The sequence below is a fragment of the Streptomyces sp. NBC_00887 genome, from assembly GCF_045207585.1.
Map to the genome: position 1 here is coordinate 2,040,683 of NZ_CP108788.1, position 22,369 is coordinate 2,063,051.

Below are 22,369 nucleotides of genomic sequence, written 5' to 3' on the forward strand. Positions count from 1 at the left end.
GGGTCAGCCCCGTCCGTGCCGGAGGGCCGGGTGGGCGCCCGCGGCGACCAGGTCGGCGACCGCGGACCGCGGGTCCCGGCCGGTGACCAGGGACTCTCCGACGAGCACCGAATCGGCGCCCGCGTTGGCGTAGGCGATGAGGTCGTGCGGGCCCCGGACGCCGGACTCGGCGACCTTGACGATGTGGTCGGGGATCTCGGGGGCGACGCGCTCGAAGGTGGAGCGGTCGACCTTGAGGTCCTTCAGATTGCGCGCGTTGACACCGATGATCTTCGCTCCGGCGTCCACGGCACGCTCCGCCTCCTCCTCGTCGTGCGCCTCGACGAGCGGCGTCAGGCCGATCGACTCGGCGCGCTCGATCAGGGAGACGAGGGCCTCCTGGTCGAGGGCGGCGACGATCAGCAGGGCGAGGTCGGCGCCGTAGGCGCGTGCCTCCCACAGCTGGTACGAGGTGACGATGAAGTCCTTGCGCAGGATCGGGATGTCCACCTTGGCGCGGACGGCCTCCAGGTCTGCGAGGGAGCCGCCGAAGCGGCGCTCCTCGGTGAGGACCGAGATGACGGACGCGCCGCCGGCCTCGTAGTCCGCGGCGAGCGCGGCGGGGTCGGCGATTGCGGCAAGGGCCCCCTTGGAAGGGCTGGAGCGCTTGACCTCGCAGATGACGGTCACGCCCTCGCCTCGCAGGGCGGCGACTCCGTCCTTGGCCCGAGGAGCGCGGGCTGCGCGTTCCTTGAGCTCGTCGAGGCTGACGCGCGCCTGCCGCTCTGCGAGGTCGGCGCGAACGCCATCGATGATCTCGTCGAGCACACTCACGCGAGCGGCCCCCTTCCGGAACGGTGTATGAGGGAACAGGATCAGCCATCTCGATGGTATCCGCAGGAGGGCGATGGGCTCGCATCCGGCGGCGGTACGTCCCACTACCTGGGCATTCAGGGTGCCAAGCCTGACCCGAACGGCATATTCCGGACGACGGAGAAGATCAGCAGCACCGCGCCGGCCCCCCACAGGTAGGCGGGGGAGAGTGAGATCCGAAGCGGCTCGCCCCGGCTCGCGCGGACCATCCAGAGCAGCCAGACCACGGCGAAGACGGCGTAGCCGACGACGGCCAGGGCATTTGAGCCGAGGGCTGCGGCGATGTCGCCGTGGGCGAAGGCGTGGGCACTGCGCAGCCCGCCGCAGCCGGGGCAGAACACTCCGGTGAAGCGGAGCATGGGGCAGACCGGGTAGTGGCCCGGTTCGTTGGGATCGACCGTGGCCACGTAGCCGAAGGCGCCGACGACGACCGCCATCGCACCGGCCGGGGCGGCGAGCCTCCTGAGCCGTGTCACCGGCGCGGCGGCAGGGGGGAGCACGGGTCCGGCCGCGGCAGGGCGGGGGTGCGGCGGTCCGGGGGTGCCCGGTACGGGGGCCGGGTCCGGGGCGGCGGGAGAAGCTGAGGCGTCCACGCGCTGATTGTCCCCGCTCGTACGGAGAGGCGCAGCCCGGTCCGGGCTGCGCCTCGCGTCGTGTCTGTGCACCGGTGTGCGGTCAGGAGGTGGTCTGGGCCTCTCCCGCACGGGCCCTGGCCGCCGCCAGCTCCGCCGACTCCTTCGGCATGCCGAGGCCCGCGGCCTTCATGGCGAGACCGACGAGTCCGCCGACGGCGATGACGGCGAGTCCGGCCCAGAAGCCGAGCGGGTTCGCCGCGACCATGAAGAGGCCTGCGATGCAGAAGCCGATGAAGGCGATGATGACACCGGTCCAGGCGGCCGGGGTGTGTCCGTGGCTGCTGCCCGCCATGAGTTGCTCCTCGTTGGTGTTGCGCTGAAGGTATCGCTGTGCAGAAAGCTCGCTGCCATTGTCCCGTACGTGCGGGTGGACCGGAGCCGGGGGGTCATGCCTCGCGCGTCGGGTCCTCGCCGCGGTCCAGGGCCTTCCACAGGTCCTCGGGCCGGTCGGGATCCGGGGCTGCGGGAGCGGCCTTGCGGGGGCGCGGGGTGCCGTCGCGCTCGTACCGCCCCGACATGGCGGGCCACCGGCTGCCGTACCGCAGGGCGAGCAGTCCGGCGAGCAGGATCAGCAGGCCGCCGGCGGCCGTGACGTACGGCCAGGCGGTGTGGCTGAGCGCGTCGATGGTGGCCGAGGTGTTGCCGGTGGTGCGGGCGGCCTTCTCGTCGAGGGCTGCACTGTCGGAGGCGCCCGCGTAGGAGCTCAGGCCGGCGCCGAGACCGCTGAGTGCCAGCAGTCCGGCGACGATCGTCCGGCCGCCGCCCCGGACGGCGAAGACGGCTACCAGGGCGGCCAGGCCGACGACGGCCAGGGCCGCCGGGAGGCCTGTGACGTCCTGGCCGTCCGCGGTCAGGGGCAGGGTTCCGCCTCCGACGGCTGCCGTGCCCTCGGCCCATTTCTGCCCTGAGGCGAGGAGGACGACGGTGGCGCCGGCGGCCCCGAGGAGCAGGCCGGCGCCCAGGCTGCGGCGGCTGCCTGCGCTGTCGGGCGCGGAGGCGGCACGGGCACGGGGCTGGGGTACGGGGACAGCACTCACGTACCCCACTATCCCTTACCGCCTCAGTGGGACCGGAGCCGGTTCGCCGTATGCACGGCGCGGAGCACCGCTGCGGCCTTGTTGCGGCACTCGGTGTCCTCGCCGACCGGGTCGGAGTCGGCGACGACGCCCGCTCCCGCCTGGACGTACGCGGTGCCGTCGCGGAGCAGGGCCGTCCGGATGGCGATGGCGGTGTCGGAGTCACCCGCGAAGTCGAGGTAGCCGACGCAGCCGCCGTACAGCCCCCGGCGGGTCGGTTCGAGCTCCTCGATGATCTGCATGGCGCGCGGCTTGGGCGCGCCGGAGAGGGTGCCCGCGGGAAAGCACGCGGTGAGGACGTCGAAGGCCTTGTGGCCCTCGGCGACGCGTCCGGTGACGGTGGAGACGATGTGCATCACGTGCGAGTACCGCTCGACGGACATGAAGTCGACGACCTCGACGCTGCCGGGTTCACAGACCCGCCCCAGGTCGTTGCGGCCGAGGTCGACGAGCATGAGGTGCTCGGCGCGTTCCTTCGGGTCGGCGAGGAGCTCGTCGGCGAGTGCCTGGTCCTCCTGCGGGGTGGCGCCGCGGTGCCTGGTCCCGGCGATGGGGTGGACCATGGCCCGGCCGTCCTCGACCTTGACGAGCGCTTCCGGGCTGGAGCCGACGACGTCGAAGCCGTCGAAGCGCAGGAGGTACATGTACGGCGACGGGTTGGTGGCGCGCAGGACCCGGTAGACGTCCAGGGCGCTTGCCGTGCAGGGCGTCTCGAAGCGCTGGGAGGGCACGACCTGGAAGGCCTCGCCTGCCCTGATGCGTTCCTTGATGTCGTCGACGGCGTCCTGGTAGGCGGGGCCGCCCCACAGCGCGGTGTACGGCGGGAGCTCGGAGGGCGGCAGGGCGGCGGGGGCGTTCTCCACCGGCCTGGACAGGTCCCGCTCCATGGCGTCGAGCCGGGCGACGGCGTCCGCGTACGCCTCGTCGACCCCCGTGTCCAGGTCGTTGTGGTTGATGGCGTTGGCGATCAGGAGGACCGTGCCGTCCCCGTGGTCGAGCACGGCGAGGTCCGAGGTGAGGAGCATCGTCAGCTCGGGGAGTTTCAGGTCGTCGCCGCCGTGCTCGGTGATCTTCTCCAGCCGGCGCACGATGTCGTACCCGAGATAGCCGACCATGCCGCCGGTGAACGGCGGCAGGCCGTCGTCGCCGACCAGGTCGCGAGGGGTGTGCAGGGTCTCGACGGTGGCGCGCAGGGCCTGCAGCGGGTCGCCGTCGACGGGGACGCCGACGGGCGGCGTGCCGAGCCAGTGGGCCCGGCCGTCCAGGGTGGTGAGGGTGGCGGCGCTGCGCACTCCGATGAAGGAGTACCGGGACCAGGTGCGGCCGTTCTCCGCGGATTCGAGGAGGAACGTGCCGGTGCGCTCGTCCGCGAGCTTGCGGTAGAGCCCGACCGGGGTGTCACCGTCCGCGAGGAGCCGACGGCTGACGGGAATGACGCGCCGGTCGACGGCGAGCTTGCGGAAGGTCTCGAGATCCATGGCGGCTGACCTTACTGGGACGGGGCGAGCGGAAGGACGTCCGCGTCGAAGCAGGTGCGGTCACCGGTGTGGCAGGCGGCACCGGTCTGGTCGACCTTCACCAGGACGGTGTCGGCGTCGCAGTCCAGGGCGACGGAGCGGACCTGCTGGATGTGGCCGGAGGTGTCGCCCTTGACCCAGTACTCCTGGCGGCTGCGGGACCAGTAGGTGCAGCGGCCCGTGGTGAGGGTGCGGTGCAGCGCCTCGTCGTCCATCCAGCCGAGCATGAGCACCTCGCCGGTGTCGTACTGCTGGGCGATGGCCGGGACCAGTCCGTCGGGTCCGCGCTTGAGGCGGGCCGCGACGGCCGGGTCGAGGTTGCTGGCGGGGGTGGTGCCGGGCGTGCTGGTCATGCGCCCCATTGTGCCGCGCCGGGGACGGCCGTCCGGGTGTGCGTCCACTGGGCGGACCATGGGCGTCGGTCGTACGCTGGCGGGCATGTCGACCCATGCGAAGCGTGAACGTCTTCTGCTCGCCGACCTGTTGGAAGCGGCGGGCCCCGAAGCTATGACCCTGTGCAACGGCTGGAAGACCCGGGACCTGGCCGCCCATGTGGTGGTACGTGAGCGCCGCGCGGACGCGGCGGGCGGGATCGTTCTGGGTGCGCTGAAGAACCGGCTGGAGCGGGTGCAGGCCGAATTCGCCGGGAAGCCGTACGAGGAACTGATCCAGCTCATCCGTACGGGTCCGCCGCGGATGTCACCCTTCGGGCTGAAGCAGTTGGACGAGGCGGCCAACACGGTCGAGTTCTACATCCACGCGGAGGACGTGCGCCGGGCCCAGCCCGACTGGTCGCAGCGGACCCTGGACCCGGTCTTCGCCGATGTGCTGTGGTCACGCACCGAGAAGTCGGCCCGGATGCTGGGCCGCAGGGCCCCGGTGGGTCTGGTCCTGCGCCGCCCGGACGGTCAGACGGTGGTGGCCCACAAGGGCACCCCGGTGGTGACGGTCACCGGGGAGCCGGGTGAGCTGCTGCTGTTCGCCGCGGGCCGGCAGGACGCCGCGCGGGTGGAGCTGGAGGGCGACAAGGACGCGCTCGCCCGGTTGCACACGGCGGAGCTGGGGCTGTAGCGCCTCTCTCGTCCGGATCAGGCCGGACCCCGCTCCCTGATCCGGCCTGAGGAGAGACAGGCTTTCACCGGCCGGTCAGGCGTCACGTCCCGCCTGTACGGGTACCCAGCGGGCCCCGTGCCGGGGGCCTTCCCGCGGGGTGTCCGGCCGTGGCCTGGATCCCAGCAGGCCGAGGAGGAATCCGGCGGGGATCGTGATCAGGCCCGGTGTCTGGAGCGGGAACACGTGGAAGTCCCATGCGGGGAACAGCGCGATGGGTGTGCCGGAGAACGCGGGTGACAGGACCATCAGGCCGACGATCAGCGGAAGTGTTCCGTACACGGTCCAGCGCACCCCCCGTGCGTTGAATCCGGGGCGGAAGAGCGCGTACAGCAGGACGGGCGGCAGGATCGAGGCCGCTGCGGCGAACGAGAGCGAGAGCAGCACCTGGGGGTTGCGGTCGTGGGTGTACGCCGAGAGGAGGACGGCGAGCGAGCCGATCGCGAGCACCGCCAGGCGTGCCCTGCGGATCTCCCTGTCGGAGGCCTTTCCGGCGCCCTGGGCGCCCTTCGCCGCGAAGTCGCGGGCGAGGGTCGAGGCGGCGGCCAGGGTGATGCCGGCCACGGCGGCCAGGGTGGTGGCGAAGGCGGCGCAGGCGACGAGGGCGAACAGCGGGCTGTCGCGCGGCCCGCTGGCGCCCGGGTCCAGCACTCCGGTCACCATCAGCAGGGCGGTGCCTCCGGCCGGGTCGGCGGCGCGCAGGGTGTCCCGGCCCAGCAGGGCGGAGGCCCCGAGCCCGACGACGACGATCCCGGTGCACAGGACGGCGACCGGGGCCACGGCCCAGACACCCGCGCGGCGCGCGGTCCAGCCGTCGCGCAGCGGGTGAAGCCGCATCATGATGTGCGGCATGCAGGCCGCGCCGAGGACGAGGGTGAACTGAAAGCCGATCAGGTCGAGGCTGCCGGCGAGCCCGTGGCCGAACTGGAGTCCTGGGCGCGCGTAGGCGCCGCCCGCCTTGCTGCCTTCCTGGGCCGCGTCGAAGAGCGCGAACGGTGACCAGCCGAACCGGGCGAGCACCAGCCCCGCCAGCAGGGTGACTGCGGCCAGTACGACGGCGACCTTGAGGATCTGGATGTAGCCGGTGCCGCGCATGCCGCCGAAGGCGGAGTAGCACACCATCAGCGCACCGCTGGCGACCGTGCAGCCGGTGAGCGCTCCTTCGGGGAGCCCGAACATCGCCGTCATGACGTGTCCGGCGGTGGTCAGCTGAACCAGCAGGAGCGGGGCGAGTACGACGAGGGTGGCGACGCCCAGGGCCCGGCGTACGGAGCCGTCGCCGAGCTGGTCGGCGAGGAAGTCGCCGAGGGTGAACACACCCTTTCGGCGCAGGCGTTCGGCGAGGACCCGCATGACGAGGACCAGCGACGCGACGGTCGCCAGGGCGAAGAGCACACCGTCGAAGCCGGCGAGCGCGACGGATCCGGTGGTGGAGAGCAGCGTGGCGGCGCTGACGTAGTCCCCGGCGATGGCGAGCCCTCCGCCGACGGGGCCGAGCGAGGCTCCGCCGCCCGCGTAGAAGTGCTCGGGGTCGTCCTGGTCCGCTGCGGCGAGTCCGCAGAGCAGCAGGGACACGGCGACGAACGCGAGGAAGATGACCACGGCCAGGGACCGGGCGTCGACGGCGCCGCTCACCGCGGTGGCTCCGTCGGGAGGGCCTCGAAAGGGGCGACTGATGACATGCGCACCAGGGCACCAGGTGCGGCGGGTGCGGGACAGGCGCCGGGTTCGGGGCGCGGCGCCCGTACAGCCCTCGCGGAGTTGATCTGTGCTCCCGCACAAGGTGAGGGGCGGGGGCCTCGTGCGGAGCCCCCGCCCCTCTCGGGCCGATCTCAGCCGCCCAGCAGCCGCCGCGCCGCCAGCGCCAGGGATACCTCGACCGCGTCGGAGGGCCGTGTGAGACAGCGGCCCGTCAGCTGTTCGAAGCGCCGCAGCCGGTTCAGGACCGTGTTGCGGTGGCAGTACAGCCGCGCCCCCGCACGCTGAGCCGAACCGTCCGAGTCGAGCCATGCGGTCAGCGTCTCGATGAGCACGTCCCGGTCCGCGGGGTCGAGCCGGTCGAGCGGCCCGAGTACCCGGCCGGCGAGCGCGGTGCCGAGCGCGGGCGAGGAGACGACCAGGGCGGTCGGCAGGTGCTCGTCGAGCAGGACGGTGCCGCCGGACGCCGGGCAGGCCCGCAGCGCGGTCTCGGCAAGGTGCCGCGCGTCACCGACCGACGCCAGCCCGTCCACCACGGAGCTGATCCCGATCCGGGTACCGGGCGGAGCCGTCATTTCGGCTGCCACGGAGGCCAGTTCGTCCGGCACCGGGGCCCCGGCCGTCGCGTTGTCCGTGACAGCCGTGTCCGCGTCCCCCTCGCGCGGGACGGCCGCCACCGGCCCGGCGCCCAGCGGCAGGATCGCGAGTTCGGCGTCGGCCCCCGCGTGCCAGAGCACCGGCGTCCCCGCGGGGAGGGTCAGCGGCGGCTGGGACGTACCGTGCGGGGCGCGGCGCGCGGTGGCGACCGCGAGCACGGCGTACCGCCCGTGCACCGGCAGCCCCAGCATGACCGCGGCGTCCGGCAGGTCGGCTATCCGGGCGGTGCCGTCCAGCAGGGCCGACGTCATCAGCCGCTGCTGGTTCTCGCGGCGCCAGGTGAGGCGCCGTTCGGCCTGCCGGTACGCCTCGGCCACCACGCCGCAGTGCTCGTCCACGAAGTTCCAGACGTCCGCCGCGACATGGACGAGCAGCCGGATGTCCTCGGGATGGCGTCGCGCCGTCTCGTCGACCAGGTCCTGCCAGACCATCGCCCCGCCCATCCGGAAGGCGTGCAGGACCGCGTCGAGGGGTACGCCCTGTTCGGCCCGGGTCTCACCGATCCACCGGGAGGTGCGGTGGGCCGCCTCGCGGAACTCCCGGGGCTGGATCAGGGAGGCGACGTTGTGCCGGAGTGAGTGGTGGACCTCCTGCCAGATCTCGGCAGGGTCGCTCTCGATGGCCGTGCGGTAGGCGGGCTCCTGTTCCCGCAGCTGCTCGACGAGCCGGTCCGTGAGCTCGGGCAGCGCCTCCAGCAGCACCTGGGCGGCCCTGTGGAGTACGGCGATGGCCTCACGGTCGGCCAGGGAACGGAAGCGGTGCGGCAGCGGTGCTACGGGGGGCGGCCCGTGCAGTGCCCTGATCCGTGAACGTACGACCTGTGGCATGGCGGCCTCCACCGGGAATCGGCCGACTGCGGATATGTCGGCCCGGTGCGTGCCCGGCCCGCCATTGGGCGGGCGCACACCGAATGATCCTGACGCCCGCAGAATGGCATACCGCCCGGTCGGTACCTAGAGGTTTGCGTCGTTCTTCTCATCACGGTCCTGCAACCTCGCAGTAACACGGGCGGCGCCGGAGCGTCCCGCCCGCCCGCGGCACACCTCGGACCTGCGACGGGACCGGAAACCGGCCTGGCACGATCCGAACGAGAGGCGCTAGCGGTCCAGCAGCCTGGCGAGCTCGGTCCTGGACCTGACCCCCAGCGCCGCGAACACGTTGCGCAGGTGGTGGTCGACCGTCCGCGGGCTCACCGAGAGCCGCACCGCCACCTCACGGTTCGTGGCACCCTCCGCCACACAGCGGGCGATCCGCTGCTGCTGCGGGGTCAGTCCGGCGAGCGGCCCGGCCCCGCCCTGGTCGGGCACGTCCACCGCTTCCCCGGCCGCCCGCAGCTCCCCGCCCGCCCGGTCGGCCCAGGCGCGGGCCGAGCAGCGTTCGAAGGCGACCAGGGCGTCGCGCAGCGGGCCGCGGGCCTCACGGGTGCGGCGCCTGCGCCGCAGCAGCTGGCCGTGGAGCAGCTGGGTGCGGGCGCGCTCGAAGTCGCCGCCCGCACGGTCGTGGTGGGCCAGCGCCTCCTCGTACCGCGCGGCGGCCTCCTCCGGAGGTGCCAGGAGGGCCCGGCAGCGCGCCAGTAGGGCGGGAGCCTGCGGGTCGGTGGTCCGGGAGGTCCACAGCGCGAACTCCTCGACGGCCTCGGCCAGGCCGTCCGTGCCGTCGTCGGCACGGCCGGAGAGGGCCACCGCCTCGATGTAGCACGGGATGGCGAGCATCCGGACGGCGAAGTGCCCCATCCGCGGTCCGGGCCGGACCAGCGGCCCGAGCCGGGCAGCCGCCTCGCCGGGCCGTCCGGCCGCGAGGTCGGCACGGCCCACCGCCCAGGTGGCGAGGGTCGCCGCCTGGGTCAGGCCGTGCGGACCCGCGCCGGCCAGTGCGGCGTCGGCATGGGCCGCGCATGCCTCTGCGGGCCCTTCCACCGAGGCGGCGAGCGCCAGTACGGCGTGCAGATGGGTGGCCGCGTTGGGCTGTCCCGTGCGCCGCGCGGCATGCAGGCCCTCCAGCGCGTGGGCGCGGGCCCTGGCATGCCGTCCGGCCCGCAGTTCGGCGTACGCGAGGTTCTCCAGGGCGTGCGGCAGCAGGGCCTCGGGCCCACGGGTGCGTACGGCGGCGAGCGCGCGGGCCCCCGTCCGGCAGGCCGCGTCGACCTCGCCGAGCACCAGGGCCGAGACCGCGGCCCTCAGCAGCTCGTCGGGTTCCTCGGCACGGTCGGCCCCGTCCAGGCAGCACCGCAGCAGGGCGTGGCCCGCGACGGTGCGCCCGCCGAGTACGGCACACATCCCGGCGCGGTACTGGACCATGGCCCGGTCGGCCGGGGCGACGGGGATACGGTTCATGGCGTCCAGATAGGCGATGGCGTCCCCCAAGGCCCAGGCGGCCTCCGCGGCACCGAACAGGGCGTCCAGGGCACGGCGCGGATCGTGCGGCGCGAGCAGTGCCGCCGCGTTCAGGAGCGCCTCGCGGGCGTCGGCCGCCGGTCCGTCGCGCAGGGCGAGCATGCCGCGTACGTAGGGTGCGACACCCCCGGCGGGGTGGGCGCCGACGCGGGCCAGCATGGCGCGGGCCCGGCCGGTGTCGCCTGCGAGCCGGGCCTGTTCGGCGGCGGCCGCGAAGCGCGCGCCGCGCTGTGCGTCGTCGGTGGAGAGCGCGGCGGCGCGCGCGAGCGCGGCCGACCGTTCGGCGTGCGGGCGGGGGGCGACGGCCGCCGCCACCAGCTGCCCGGCGAGTTCGGTGTCCGGCCCGGGTGCGGCGCAGGCCCGCTGGACGAGTGCGGGCAGCGGGGGCGATCCCGGCCCGGTGAGCAGTGTGGCGAGCAGTTCGTGCACGGCCCTGCGCCGGGCCGTCGGCGCCCTGTGCAGGACCGCGCGGCGCAGCAGCGGGTGGCTGAAGTGCACGCGGCTTCCCGCCCGTTGGAGTGCCCCCGCACTGCCCGCGGGTGCGAACAGGACGCGGTCCAGGTGGGCGGGGAGCAGCCCGGCGCGGGCTCCGGCCCGCAGCAGCAGGGCGGCGTCCGCGCCTGCCCCGTCGGGTTCGTGTTCCTCCGCGGCCGCGGCCAGCAGGAGGAGGGTGTGGGTGTCCGGGTCGAGCCCGTCGAGATGGGCGGCATGTGCGTCGAGGACGCTCTCGCCACCGGGAAGCGGGTAGGGAAGCGCGGTGCGCCCGGCCAACTGGTCGGCGGTCAGGCGCCCGACGAGGCCGGCGAGCAGCCGGGGGTTCCCGGCCGCCTCCCGCAGGAGTTCGCTGCGCACGACCGGGTCGATGTCGCCCGTGGCGTCGGTGAGCCGGTCAAGGAGTGCGGTCGCCGCGTCGTCGTCCAGCGGGCCGAGGCGCAGGGCGGGCAGTCCGGCGAAGGCGGTCTCGTCGGCGGCGCCGATCACCACGGCGACCCGGCTGCCCGCGCCGAGTCTGCGGGCCGCGAATCCGAGCGCGGCCCGCGAGTCGGGATCCCAGGCGTGGGCGTCGTCCACGCAGACCAGCAGCGGCCGTTCGGCGCCGAGGCCGCGCAGCAGGCCGAGCAGGCCGCCGGGGGTGATCCCGGTGCGCAGTACGCGGTCGGGGGAGACGGACAGGGGGCCCTGCGCGGAGCAGAGCAGGGCGTGCAGCCCGCTGTAGGGCAGCCGTTCCTCGGCGGGGGCGGCGGAGGCGTACAGCACGGGCCCTTCGCGTCGTGCGAAGTAGTCGGCTGCGGCCCGGCGCAGGAGGGCGGTGCGGCCGAGGCCGGGGGGTGAGGTGAGCACGAGCGCTCCGCCGTCCCCTGCCCGCAGCCGCCCCAAGAGAGTTTCCAGGATGGCGAGTTCACCGCTGCGGCCGTACAGCCGGAGCGGACTGTGCACGGTCGTCGTTAGGGTCACGCTCTCACGTTACTTCCGCGTAAACAGAGTCGGAAGGTTCGCGTCCGCTCCCCCGCCCGGGGCGGCCCGGAGCGGTGCGGGCTCCCAACAGAACGCGGTGCGGGCTGTGCGGGGGCACAGTCCCGGGCAGGTGTGCCGCACCCGCCCGTAACGTCGGTGCATGACTGATGAATTCCGTACACACGACGGTCTGACCCTTCGGTACTGGACTTGGTCCGGGAGCCCGGCCGGCGCACTGCCCCCGGTGGTGCTCCTGCACGGCTTCGCCGCCCATGCCCGGCTGAACTGGGAGGGCCCCGGGGTCGTCGGGGCACTGGTCGCGCAGGGCCGCCGGGTGTACGCCTTGGACGCGCGGGGTCACGGCGACTCGGACAAGCCGCACGGCGACACCTACTACGGCGAGTCGCTGATGGCCCGTGACGTGCGCCTCCTGATCGACCGCATCGGCGCGGAACGGGTGCATGTCGCGGGCTATTCCATGGGCGCGGTGGTGGCGCTGCTCGCGGCGGCCGACGACACGCGGATCAGCCGCCTCGTGGTCGGCGGGATCGGTGCGGGCGCGGTGGAGGTGGGTGGTCTGGACACCCGGGCGATGCCTCCGGAGCTGGTGTCCGCGGCGCTCACGGCCGAGGATGCGGCGGACGCCCCGGAGCGGACACGGGGTTTCCGGGTGCTGGCCGATGTGTCGGGCTCGGACCGGTTCGCGCTGGCGGCGCAGATCCGTTCGGTGCACCGGGGCGCGCTGCCGCTGGACCGGATCAAGGTCCCCACGCTCGTCCTTGCCGGCGAGAGCGATCCTCTCGCGATACGGCCCGGGGTGCTGGCCGACGCGATCGACGGGGCGGAGCTGACCGTGCTGCCCGGCGACCATCTGACCGTCGTACGGGATCCGGGCTTCGCCGGGTCCATCGCCCGGTTCCTGGCCGAGGACTGAGGCCCGGGCAGCACGACGGGGCCGGACCGCGGTACGCGCGGCCCGGCCCCGTCGTCCCCCGTCTGCTACGAGGTGTGCGGGCAGTTGCCCCTGTACTCCGCGATCGTCAGGCTGGCCGACGGCAGCGGGCAGAGGAACTGCTCGTAGCGGGTGTCGTTGTCGATGAAGCGCTTCAGCCACGAGATGCTGTACTTCGCGATCGTCGTGTTCGACGAGTTCGGGGTGAAGTGGGTGGCTCCACGCAGCTCCAGGTACGCCTTGTCCAGCGAGCTCGGCAGCGAGTTGTAGAACGGCTTGGAGTGCGTGCCGACGGGGGCGATCGTGTCGCCGTCCGCACCGATCACCAGCGTCGGCGTCTTCACCTCGGGCCAGCTCTTGTCGGTGTTCCAGCCGGTCAGCGGGATCGCCGCCTGCAGCGACGGACGGTCCTTCGCAGCCTCCAGCGTGCCGCCACCGCCCATCGAGTGGCCCATCACACCGAGCCTGGAGGCATCGACCCGGGTGCGGACCGAACTGTCCTCGGTGAGGTAGTCCAGCGCGGCGAGCAACTGGTCACCGCGGCTGGCCGGCTGGTCCACCGTGGTGTTGGTGTCGATCGTGAAGACGACGAAACCCTGCGAGGCCAGGCGCGTTCCCAGCCAGGCGATGCTCGACTCGTAGGCGGTGAAGCCGGGCGAGATCACGACCGCACCGAACGTGCCGTCGGAGGTGGTCGTCGGGTAGTAGATCGTGCCACCGCCGAAGCCTCTGACGCTCAGTGAGGACACGGACGTCTGGGACGTCGCGTACGAGCCGCGGAGCGCCTCGATACTCGAGTTGCTCGGTGCCGGACCGCGCTCGTACGGGTTGGCGGCGGCCTGCGCTCCACCGGGGATGAGCGCGGTGACCAGACCGGCCGTGGCGGCCGCGGCTGCCAGGCCGAGCTTGATGGTGCGGGAGCGGCTCTTCGACATCCGGTGGCGGCGCGGGGAGATGTCGCCGGAGGGGAGGTGCTGCTGCACTGGGGATCCTCTCGGTTGTGGCGGAACCACCGCGACTGCCGACGGCCCCTCGTCCGGGGGCCTTCGGGGGGTGCACCGCGTGGGTAGCGCCGTCATGCGTTGACGATCGTCACTTTCGCGGTGCGCACCCTGCGCGCACATCGGCGATATCACCGGTCTTCGCCCCGGGCGGCCGGTGGCCGGCGTGGCCCGACAGCACGAAGGGCCGGGCCGCATGGTGCGGCCCGGCCCCTGGTCCTGTCGGTCAGGAGGTGTGCGGGCAGTTGCCCCTGTACTCCGCGATCGTCAGGCTGGTCGACGGCAGCGGGCAGAGGAACTGCTCGTAGCGGGTGTCGTTGTCGATGAAGCGCTTCAGCCACGAGATGCTGTACTTCGCGATCGTCGTGTTCGACGAGTTCGGGGTGAAGTGGGTGGCTCCACGCAGCTCCAGGTACGCCTTGTCCAGCGAGCTCGGCAGCGAGTTGTAGAACGGTTCCGAGTGCGTGCCGACGGGGGCGATCGTGTCGCCGTCCGCACCGATCACCAGCGTCGGCGTCTTCACCTCGGGCCAGCTCTTGTCGGTGTTCCAGCCGGTCAGCGGGATCGCCGCCTGCAGCGACGGACGGTCCTTCGCAGCCTCCAGCGTGCCGCCACCGCCCATGGAATGGCCCATCACACCGAGCCTGGAGGCGTCCACCCGGGTGCGGACCGAACTGTCCTCGGTGAGGTAGTCCAGCGCGGCGAGCAACTGGTCACCGCGGCTGGCCGGCTGGTCCGACGTCGTGTTGGTGTCGATGGTGAAGACGACGAAGCCCTGCGAGGCCAGACGCGTTCCCAGCCAGGCGATGCTCGACTGGTACGCGGTGAAGCCGGGCGAGATCACGACCGCACCGAACGTGCCGTCCGAGGTGGACGTCGGGTAGTAGATCGTGCCGCCGCCGAAGCCTCGGACACTCAGCGAGGACACGGACGTCTGGGACGTCGCGTACGACCCACGGCTCGCCTCGATGCTCGCATTGGTGGGTGCCGGACCGCGCTCGTACGGGTTGGCGGCGGCCTGCGCTCCACCGGGGATGAGCGCGGTGACCAGACCGGCCGTGGCGGCCGCGGCTGCCAGGCCGAGCTTGATGGTGCGGGAGCGGCTCTTCGACATCCGGTGGCGGCGCGGGGAGACGTCGCCGGAGGGGAGGTGCTGCACGAGGGGGTCCTCTCGGTTGTGGCGGAGCCACAACGCGGCAGCCTTCAGGCCCTGTCGTCCCGGGCTTTCGGGGTGCACCGCGTGGGTACCGCCGTCATTCGTTGGCGGTCGCCACACTCGCGGTGCACCCCGTGCGCACACATCGGCGAGATTGCCGGTCTTCGCTTCCGGCCCTCACCTCCCCCGGGGTCAGCGGACGGGGTGTCCGGCCTCCCGGAGAGCACCCTTGACCTCGGAGATCCGCAGGTCACCGAAGTGGAAGACGGACGCGGCCAGGACCGCGTCGGCGCCCGCCTCGATGGCCGGCGGGAAGTCCGACAGCCGGCCCGCACCACCGGAGGCGATGACGGGAACGGTGACGTGCGCCCGTACCGCCTTGATCATCTCGGTGTCGTAGCCGTCCTTCGTACCGTCGGCATCCATCGAGTTGAGCAGGATCTCGCCCGCGCCGAGCTCGGCGGCCCGGTGGGCCCACTCGACGGCGTCGATGCCGGTGCCCCTGCGGCCGCCGTGCGTCGTCACCTCGAAGGTGCCCTCGGGGGTGCGGCGGGCGTCGACGGAGAGGACGAGCACCTGGCGCCCGAAGCGCTCCGCGATCTCCCGGATCAGCTCCGGGCGGGCGATGGCCGCGGTGTTGACCCCGACCTTGTCGGCCCCGGCCCGTAGCAGCTTGTCCACGTCGTCGGGGGTGCGGACACCGCCGCCGACCGTGAGCGGGATGAAGACCTGCTCGGCGGTGCGCCGCACCACGTCGTACGTCGTCTCCCGGTCGCCGCTGGAGGCGGTGATGTCGAGGAAGGTCAGCTCGTCTGCGCCCTCGGCGTCGTACAGCTTGGCCATCTCGACGGGGTCGCCCGCGTCGCGCAGGTTCTGGAAGTTGACGCCCTTGACGACGCGTCCGTTGTCGACGTCCAGGCACGGGATGACCCGTACGGAGAGGGTCATCGCTCACCTGCCCGGAAGGCCTCGACCTCGACCTCGACGACCAGGCTGGGGTCGACGAAGCCGGACACGATGATCATGGAAGCGGCGGGGCGCACGTCGTCGAACAGCTCCTTGTGGGCGCGGCCCACCTCGTCGACGTCCCTGGCGTGCGTGATGTACATCCGGGTGCGGACGACGTCCTCGCGTCCGAGGCCGGCCTGCTTCAGCGCGTCGAAGGCGACCTGGAAGGAGGTGACTGCCTGCTCGTAGGGGCCGCCGGCCGAGATCTGGCCGCCCACGACCGAGGTGCAGCCGGAGACCAGGACGAGGCCGCCCGGGAGCTCCACCGCGCGGGAGTAGCCGAACTTCTCCTCCCAGGGGGCGCCGGAGGAGATGCGCCGTACGGAGTCCGTCATACGGAGACCGCCTCCAGTGCCTCCTCGAGGGTGAACGCCTTCGCGTACAGCGCCTTGCCGACGATCGCGCCCTCGACGCCTTCCGGGACGAGCAGGGAGATCGCCCGCAGGTCGTCCAGCGAGGAGACGCCGCCGGAGGCGACGACGGGCTTGTCGGTGGCGGCGCAGACGTTCCTCAGGAGCTCCAGGTTGGGGCCCTGCAGGGTGCCGTCCTTGGCGATGTCGGTGACCACGTAGCGGGCGCAGCCCTCGGAGTCGAGGCGGGCGAGCGTCTCGTAGAGGTCGCCGCCGTCACGGGTCCAGCCGCGGCCGCGCAGCGTCGTACCGCGCACGTCGAGGCCGACCGCGATCTGGTCGCCGTGCTCGGCGATGACCTTGGCGACCCACTCCGGGGTCTCCAGGGCGGCGGTGCCGAGGTTGACCCGGCGGCAGCCGGTGGCGAGGGCCGCGGCGAGCGAGGCGTCGTCGCGGATGCCGCCGGAGAGCTCGACCTTGATGTCCATGGCGCCGGCCACTTCGGCGATCAGCGCGCGGTTGTCGCCGGTGCCGAAGGCGGCGTCCAGGTCGACGAGGTGCAGCCACTCGGCCCCGGAGCTCTGCCAGGCGAGGGCGGCTTCCAGCGGGGAGCCGTAGGAGGTCTCGGAGCCGGACTCGCCGTGGACGAGGCGGACGGCCTGGCCGTCGCGGACGTCGACGGCGGGGAGCAGTTCAAGCTTCGGCATTACAGCGTCTCGATCCAGTTGGTCAGCAGCTGGGCGCCGGCATCGCCGGACTTCTCGGGGTGGAACTGGGTGGCCCACAGCGCGCCGTTCTCCACGGCCGCCACGAACCGCTCTCCGTGCGTCGCCCAAGTGACCTTGGGGGCACGGATCTTGGCGTTGGTGACTTCGAGGGACCAGTCGTGCGCGGCGTAGGAGTGCACGAAGTAGTAGCGGGATTCGGGGTCGAGTCCGGCGAAGAGCTGTGAGCCCTCGGGGGATTCGACGGTGTTCCAGCCCATGTGCGGGACGACGTCGGCCTTGAGCGGTCCGACGGTGCCGGGCCACTCGTCGAGGCCCTCGGTCTCCACCCCGTGCTCGATGCCGCGCTCGAACAGGATCTGCATCCCGACACAGATGCCCATGACGGGACGCCCGCCGGACAGTCTGCGGCCGATGATCCATTCGCCGCGGGCCCGCTTCAGCCCGTCCATGCAGGCCGAGAAGGCACCCACGCCGGGGACGAGCAGCCCGTCGGCGTTCATCGCGCGGTCGAAGTCGCGGGTGATCTCCACGTCCGCGCCGACGTGGGCGAGGGCCCGCTCGGCGGAACGCACGTTGCCGAAGCCGTAGTCGAAGACGACGACCTTCTTGCTTTCGCTCACAGTCCTGCCCTCAGTCCCAGATTCCCTGGATCCGCATGACGCCTGCGACCAGGCACATCACGGATCCGATCCCGAGAAGCACGACGACGCCCTTGGGCATCCCCTGCTTCCAGAAGGAGTAGACGCCGCCGGCCAGGAAGAGGCCGACGACGATCAGCACGGTGTTGAGGCCGGTCACAGGGCGCCCTTCGTGGACGGAAGGATCCCGGCTGCGCGCGGGTCGTGCTCGCTGGCGTACCGCAGGGCGCGCGCGAGCGCCTTGAACTGGCACTCCACGATGTGGTGGGCGTTGCGGCCGTACGGGACGTGGACGTGCAGGGCGATCTGCGCCTGCGCGACGAAGGACTCCAGGATGTGCCGGGTCATCGTCGTGTCGTACTCGCCGATCATCGGCGCCATCTTCTCGGGCTCGGTGTGCACCAGGTACGGGCGGCCGGAGAGGTCGACGGTGACCTGGGCGAGCGACTCGTCCAGGGGGACGGTGCAGTTGCCGAAGCGGTAGATGCCGACCTTGTCGCCGAGCGCCTGCTTGAAGGCGGCGCCGAGCGCGAGGGCGGTGTCCTCGATCGTGTGGTGCGAGTCGATGTGCAGGTCGCCCTCGGTCTTGACCGTGAGGTCGAACAGGCCGTGGCGGCCGAGCTGGTCGAGCATGTGGTCGTAGAAGCCGACCCCGGTCGCGACATCGACCTTGCCGGTGCCGTCGAGGTTGATCTCGACGAGCACGGAGGTCTCCTTGGTGGTCCGCTCCACCCTGCCTACGCGGCTCATGCGTCGTGCTCCTTCTTCAGTTCGCGCACCGCATCGAGGAACGCGTCGTTCTCTTCCGGGGTTCCCGCGGAGACCCGCAGCCACCCCGGTACGCCGTTGTCCCGGACCAGGACGCCCCGGTCGAGGATCTGCTGCCAGGCGGTGTGGCTGTCGGCGAAGCGGCCGAACTGGACGAAGTTGGCGTCCGAGTCGGTGACGGCGAAGCCGAGCTCCCGCAGGCCGCCGACCAGCCGGTCGCGCTCACGCTTGAGCTGCGCGACGTACCCGAGCAGCGTATCGGTGTGCTCCAGGGCGGCGAGCGCGGTGGCCTGGGTGACGGAGGACAGGTGGTACGGCAGGCGCACCAGCTGGACGGCGTCGACGACGGCCGGATCGGCGGCGAGGTAGCCGAGGCGCAGGCCCGCGGCGCCGAACGCCTTCGACATGGTGCGCGAGAGCACCAGGTTCGGGCGGCCCTCGATCAGCGGCAGCAGCGAGGGGTGGTGGCTGAACTCGCCGTACGCCTCGTCGACGACGACCATCGACGGCCGGGCGGCCTGGGCGGCGTCGTGCAGCGCGAGGACGGTGTCCGCGTCGACGGCGGTGCCGGTGGGGTTGTTGGGCGAGGTGATGAAGACCACCTCGGGGCGGTGCTCGGCGATGGCCTTCTTCGCGGCCTCCACGTCGATCGTGAAGTCCTCGTTGCGCGGCCCCGAGATCCAGCCGGTGCCGGTACCGCGTGCGATGAGGGGGTGCATCGAGTACGAGGGCTCGAAGCCGATCGCGGTGCGCCCGGGGCCGCCGAAGGTCTGCAGCAGTTGCTGGAGGACCTCGTTGGAGCCGTTGGCCGCCCAGACGTTGGTGTACCCGACTCCGTGCCCGGCGGTGCGGGTGAGGTAGCGGGCGAGCTCGGTGCGGAGCTCCACGGCGTCGCGGTCGGGGTAGCGGTTGAGGTTCCGGGCGGCCTCGCGGACGCGCTCGGCGATGCGGTCGACGAGCGCGTCGGGGAGCGGGTAGGGGTTCTCGTTGGTGTTCAGCCGGACCGGTACGTCGAGTTGGGGCGCGCCGTACGGGGACTGGCCACGCAACTCGTCGCGGATCGGGAGGTCGTCCCAGGCGTTGCGCGTGGTGCTGTCGTTGCTCACTGCTGCGGAACCTTCCAGCCGAACCTGGCCTTGAGCGCGGCGCCGTGGGCGGGGAGGTCCTCCGCCTCGGCGAGCGTCACGACGTGGTGGGTGACCTCGGCGAGCGCGTCACGGGTGTAGTCGACGATGTGGATGCCGCGCAGGAAGGACTGCACGGACAGGCCCGAGGAGTGGCAGGCGCAGCCACCGGTGGGCAGGACGTGGTTGGAGCCGGCGCAGTAGTCACCGAGGGAGACGGGCGAGAAGGGGCCGACGAAGACGGCTCCGGCGTTGCGGACCCGGTCGGCGACGGCGGCGGCGTTCTCCGTCTGGATCTCCAGGTGCTCGGCGGCGTACGCGTCGACGACCTTGAGTCCGTCCTCCAGGTCGTTGACCAGGACGATCGCGGACTGCCGGCCGGCCAGCGCGGGTTCGATCCGGTCCGAGACGTGCTTGGTCGCGGCGATCTGGGGCCGCAGTTCGGCCTCGGTGGCGGCGGCCAGCTCCTCGGAGTCGGTGACGAGCACCGCGGCGGCCATCGGGTCGTGCTCGGCCTGGCTGATCAGGTCGGCGGCGACGTGCACCGGGTCGGCGCTCGCGTCGGCGAGGATCGCGATCTCGGTGGGTCCGGCCTCGGCGTCGATGCCGATGCGGCCCTTGAGGAGGCGCTTGGCGGCGGCGACATAGATGTTGCCGGGGCCGGTGACGAGGTTGACCGGCAGGCAGTCCTCGGTGCCGTACGCGAACATCGCGATGGCCTGGGAGCCGCCGGCGGCGTACACCTCGTCGACGCCGAGGAGGGCGCAGGCGGCGAGGATCGTGGGGTGCGGCAGCCCGCCGAACTCCTTCTGCGGCGGGGAGGCGACGGCGATGCCCTCGACGCCGGCCTCCTGGGCAGGGACCACGTTCATGACGACGGACGAGGGGTAGACCGAGCGGCCGCCCGGCACGTAAAGCCCGACGCGCTCGACGGGCACCCACTTCTCGGTGACCGTGCCGCCGGGGACGACCTGGGTGGTGTGCGTGGTGCGGCGCTGCTCGCGGTGGACGAGGCGGGCGCGGCGGATCGACTCCTCGAGCGCGGCCCGTACGGCGGGGTCGAGCTGCTCCAGCGCCCCGGTGATCGTGGCCGCGGGGACCCGGATCGAGTCGAGGCGCACGCCGTCGAGTTTCTCCCCCCACTCGATCACTGCCGCGGAGCCACGATGGCGTACGTCCTCGCAGATGGGCCGCACCGTCTCCAGGGCGGCTTCCACGTCGAACTCGGCACGGGGCAGCAGGTCGCGCAGGGCGCCGCCCTCGGGGAGGGCGGTACCGCGCAGATCGATTCGAGAGATCACCCCCCAATTCTCTCAGACCGGTTCCGGCGTCCGGTCGTCCGTATCACTGGCTGATACATGTCCCGGCTGTCACAGCTGACTACTAGCGTTCACGCCGTCACACAGAGGGAAGAACGGTTGTACGAAGCGCGGGACGAGCTGCGCAGGCGGAGGTATTTCAGTGACCGAGCCGCACGACGGCGACATCCCGGACGGGCTCAGCGCGGCGGAGCTGGGCATGTGGCAGTCCTTCCGTAACGGCACCACCTACGATCTGCGCTCCCACGACGCGGTGCGCGACGATCCGTTCGCACCGCACATCTGGGGGCCGGAGCGGAGTGTCGGCGCCCGGACGGTGGCGCGGCTGCTGCTCAGCGGGCCGCCCGCGCGGCCGGGGCGGGTGGCCGCGCTGAAGCTCCGTGGTGTGCGCATCACGGGGAAGCTGGACCTGGCGGGCGGCCGGGTCGCCCCGTACGTGGAGCTGACGGGCTGCCGCTTCGAGCAGGAGGTCGTGTTGCCCGAGTGCTATTTCACGACGCTGCGCATGGTGGGCTGCGCGGTGCCGAGACTGGACGCGGCCCGGCTGCACACGGAGGGCGACCTGCACCTGCCGCGCTGCCGGGTCGACCGCGGCATCAGGCTGACCGACGCCCAGATCGGCACGGATCTGCTGATCAGCCAGATCAGCGTCGGCCCCGACCGGCGCGGCCGCGCCTTCGTGGGCGACGGGATGTCGGTGGCCCAGGACCTCCAGGCGGAGATGATCGAGACGCGTGGTGAGCTCAGCCTGCGAGGGGCCAAGGTCGGCGGTTCGCTGAGCCTGCGGGGCAGCCGGCTGCGCGCGACGGACGGGCGGCGGGCGCTGAACGCCCCGCAGCTGAGCGTGGAGCGCACGCTGTACATGACCGAGGCCTGGGTGAGCATCGACACCGGGAACCAGGGCACCACTCCCCCGTTCGGCATCATCCGGGGCATCACCCCGGCGCGTGGGACCCGCGCGCAGGTCTTCGAGTGCCGGGGCGCCGTACGGCTCGACGACGGGCGTTTCGGGGACGCGGTGGACCTGCACAAGGCCCGCTTCGTACTGGCGCAGCACGAGGAGCTGTCGTTGCGCCGGATCGTCACGCCCGAGCTGCGGTTCAACGCGGAGCGCCCGCAGGAGGGCAGGGTCGTACTGAACGGCGCGCGGGTCGTCACGCTGATCGACCTGTCGACCAGCTGGCCCGGCCCCGGCGGGCTGGCGATGGGCGGTTTCGTCTACGAGAACCTCGTCCCCTACGGCCACTTCCCGCTCTCCCGGCGCCTGGAGTGGGTGCAGGCCGCGACGCCGGAGTACGTGCCGGAGCCGTACGAGCGCCTCGCCACGGTGCTCCGCAACTGCGGCGAGGACGCGGACGCCCGCGAGGTGCTGCTCGCCAAGCAGCGGCGCCGGCGCGAGACGCTGCCGCCCGCGGCCAGGCTCTGGGGCTATCTGCAGGACTGGACGGTGGCGTACGGCTACCGGCCGGGGCGGGCCGCGGTGTGGATGGCGGTGCTGTGGGCGGCGGGCGCGGTGGCCTTCTCGCAGTACCACCCGGCGGCGATCAAGGCGGAGGAGCATCCGCAGTGGAACGCCCCGCTGTACGCACTGGATCTGCTGGTTCCGGTGATCAATCTCGGACAGGACGGCTACTGGCGGTTGGAGGGCGGCTGGCAGTGGGCCGCGGCCGTCCTCGTCATGCTGGGGTGGATATTGGCCACGACGGTGGCGGCGGGCGCCTCCCGGATGCTGCGTCGCGGCTGACCGGAGGGCCTCCTCCGATCCGGCCGGATCTCCGGCGGACACAGTGATCGAATGGCCTGTCGAGCCACGGCCGCACGGTCGGCTCTTCGCAACAGGACAGTCGGAATCAGGCCGGGCGGAGCCGTTTCCTTTACCCTTTCTTGACCCCTTCCAGGGCAACCCTTCCACTCCCTACAGAAGCTTCACAG

The 22,369-nt window shown here is 72.4% G+C and carries 22 protein-coding genes; 3 read left to right on the forward strand and 19 right to left on the reverse strand.

The features are described from left to right. Window positions 1-3: 3 nt before the first annotated feature. The 6 genes from trpC to hisI all read right to left on the reverse strand — a co-directional run bounded on the left by trpC (window position 4) and on the right by hisI (window position 4,433). Window positions 4-813: an indole-3-glycerol phosphate synthase TrpC gene (gene trpC / locus OG844_RS09300; RefSeq protein WP_329212096.1), complete on the reverse strand. Its 810-nt coding sequence runs from the start codon at window positions 811-813 to the stop codon at window positions 4-6. A gap of 116 nt (window positions 814-929) precedes the next feature. Continuing rightward, window positions 930-1,445: a DUF2752 domain-containing protein gene (locus tag OG844_RS09305; RefSeq protein ID WP_406389403.1), complete on the reverse strand. Its 516-nt coding sequence runs from the start codon at window positions 1,443-1,445 to the stop codon at window positions 930-932. A gap of 82 nt (window positions 1,446-1,527) precedes the next feature. Further along, window positions 1,528-1,779: an HGxxPAAW family protein gene (locus OG844_RS09310; protein WP_406389405.1), complete on the reverse strand. Its 252-nt coding sequence runs from the start codon at window positions 1,777-1,779 to the stop codon at window positions 1,528-1,530. Window positions 1,780-1,873: 94 nt separating this feature from the next. Beyond that, the gene (locus OG844_RS09315) at window positions 1,874-2,533 is read right to left on the reverse strand and encodes a TIGR02234 family membrane protein (protein WP_406389406.1); all 660 of its coding nucleotides are present in this window, start codon (window positions 2,531-2,533) and stop codon (window positions 1,874-1,876) included. A 14-nt stretch (window positions 2,534-2,547) separates the two neighbouring features. Next, window positions 2,548-4,041, reverse strand: a complete 1,494-nt coding sequence (locus OG844_RS09320; protein WP_406389407.1) for an anthranilate synthase component I — start codon at window positions 4,039-4,041, stop codon at window positions 2,548-2,550. Window positions 4,042-4,052: 11 nt separating this feature from the next. Continuing rightward, window positions 4,053-4,433 carry a phosphoribosyl-AMP cyclohydrolase gene (gene hisI, locus OG844_RS09325; RefSeq protein WP_351170796.1) on the reverse strand — a complete coding sequence of 127 codons (381 nt, stop codon included), beginning with the start codon at window positions 4,431-4,433 and terminating at the stop codon, window positions 4,053-4,055. 85 nt (window positions 4,434-4,518) lie between these two features. Between hisI and OG844_RS09330 the strand changes: the two genes are divergently transcribed. Continuing rightward, window positions 4,519-5,151 carry a TIGR03085 family metal-binding protein gene (locus tag OG844_RS09330; RefSeq protein ID WP_406389408.1) on the forward strand — a complete coding sequence of 211 codons (633 nt, stop codon included), beginning with the start codon at window positions 4,519-4,521 and terminating at the stop codon, window positions 5,149-5,151. Window positions 5,152-5,226: 75 nt separating this feature from the next. Here the strand turns inward: OG844_RS09330 and OG844_RS09335 are convergent, their stop codons facing one another. The 3 genes from OG844_RS09335 to OG844_RS09345 form a co-directional block, all read right to left on the reverse strand. Continuing rightward, on the reverse strand, window positions 5,227-6,825 hold the full coding sequence (locus OG844_RS09335; protein WP_406389409.1) for a cation acetate symporter: 1,599 nt from the start codon (window positions 6,823-6,825) through the stop codon (window positions 5,227-5,229). Window positions 6,826-7,022: 197 nt separating this feature from the next. Next, a complete protein-coding gene (locus OG844_RS09340; RefSeq protein WP_406389410.1) occupies window positions 7,023-8,372 on the reverse strand; it encodes a PucR family transcriptional regulator in 1,350 nt (449 codons plus the stop codon). A gap of 270 nt (window positions 8,373-8,642) precedes the next feature. Beyond that, window positions 8,643-11,393: a LuxR C-terminal-related transcriptional regulator gene (locus OG844_RS09345; protein WP_406389411.1), complete on the reverse strand. Its 2,751-nt coding sequence runs from the start codon at window positions 11,391-11,393 to the stop codon at window positions 8,643-8,645. A gap of 160 nt (window positions 11,394-11,553) precedes the next feature. Here OG844_RS09345 and OG844_RS09350 point away from each other — a divergent pair, with 160 nt between their 5' ends. Then, entirely contained in the window at window positions 11,554-12,327 is a 774-nt protein-coding gene (locus OG844_RS09350) for an alpha/beta fold hydrolase (protein WP_406389412.1), read from the forward strand. 65 nt (window positions 12,328-12,392) lie between these two features. Here OG844_RS09350 and OG844_RS09355 read toward each other — a convergent pair whose 3' ends face one another. From OG844_RS09355 to hisD, 10 genes are all read right to left on the reverse strand, one after another. After that, the gene (locus OG844_RS09355; protein WP_406389413.1) at window positions 12,393-13,328 is read right to left on the reverse strand and encodes an alpha/beta hydrolase family protein; all 936 of its coding nucleotides are present in this window, start codon (window positions 13,326-13,328) and stop codon (window positions 12,393-12,395) included. A gap of 244 nt (window positions 13,329-13,572) precedes the next feature. Beyond that, on the reverse strand, window positions 13,573-14,460 hold the full coding sequence (locus tag OG844_RS09360) for an alpha/beta hydrolase family protein (RefSeq protein WP_406396060.1): 888 nt from the start codon (window positions 14,458-14,460) through the stop codon (window positions 13,573-13,575). Between the two features lie 234 nt (window positions 14,461-14,694). After that, complete coding sequence (gene hisF, locus OG844_RS09365) at window positions 14,695-15,450, reverse strand: imidazole glycerol phosphate synthase subunit HisF (RefSeq protein WP_406389414.1); 756 nt, start codon at window positions 15,448-15,450, stop codon at window positions 14,695-14,697. Continuing rightward, a complete protein-coding gene (locus tag OG844_RS09370; protein ID WP_351170817.1) occupies window positions 15,447-15,845 on the reverse strand; it encodes a RidA family protein in 399 nt (132 codons plus the stop codon). Before OG844_RS09370 ends, hisF begins: the two co-directional genes overlap by 4 nt. Then, the gene (gene priA / locus OG844_RS09375; protein ID WP_329212070.1) at window positions 15,842-16,567 is read right to left on the reverse strand and encodes a bifunctional 1-(5-phosphoribosyl)-5-((5-phosphoribosylamino)methylideneamino)imidazole-4-carboxamide isomerase/phosphoribosylanthranilate isomerase PriA; all 726 of its coding nucleotides are present in this window, start codon (window positions 16,565-16,567) and stop codon (window positions 15,842-15,844) included. Before priA ends, OG844_RS09370 begins: the two co-directional genes overlap by 4 nt. Beyond that, the gene (hisH, locus tag OG844_RS09380; protein WP_351170820.1) at window positions 16,567-17,208 is read right to left on the reverse strand and encodes an imidazole glycerol phosphate synthase subunit HisH; all 642 of its coding nucleotides are present in this window, start codon (window positions 17,206-17,208) and stop codon (window positions 16,567-16,569) included. Before hisH ends, priA begins: the two co-directional genes overlap by 1 nt. A gap of 10 nt (window positions 17,209-17,218) precedes the next feature. After that, window positions 17,219-17,386, reverse strand: a complete 168-nt coding sequence (locus OG844_RS09385; RefSeq protein ID WP_351170823.1) for a hypothetical protein — start codon at window positions 17,384-17,386, stop codon at window positions 17,219-17,221. Then, window positions 17,383-17,976: an imidazoleglycerol-phosphate dehydratase HisB gene (hisB, locus tag OG844_RS09390; protein ID WP_031098999.1), complete on the reverse strand. Its 594-nt coding sequence runs from the start codon at window positions 17,974-17,976 to the stop codon at window positions 17,383-17,385. The genes OG844_RS09385 and hisB overlap by 4 nt, the downstream gene beginning before the upstream one ends. Continuing rightward, on the reverse strand, window positions 17,973-19,100 hold the full coding sequence (locus OG844_RS09395; protein WP_406389416.1) for a histidinol-phosphate transaminase: 1,128 nt from the start codon (window positions 19,098-19,100) through the stop codon (window positions 17,973-17,975). The genes hisB and OG844_RS09395 overlap by 4 nt, the downstream gene beginning before the upstream one ends. Next, complete coding sequence (gene hisD, locus OG844_RS09400; protein ID WP_406389417.1) at window positions 19,097-20,419, reverse strand: histidinol dehydrogenase; 1,323 nt, start codon at window positions 20,417-20,419, stop codon at window positions 19,097-19,099. The genes OG844_RS09395 and hisD overlap by 4 nt, the downstream gene beginning before the upstream one ends. A gap of 160 nt (window positions 20,420-20,579) precedes the next feature. Here hisD and OG844_RS09405 point away from each other — a divergent pair, with 160 nt between their 5' ends. Beyond that, on the forward strand, window positions 20,580-22,181 hold the full coding sequence (locus tag OG844_RS09405; protein ID WP_406389418.1) for an oxidoreductase: 1,602 nt from the start codon (window positions 20,580-20,582) through the stop codon (window positions 22,179-22,181). Window positions 22,182-22,369: the final 188 nt, after the last annotated feature.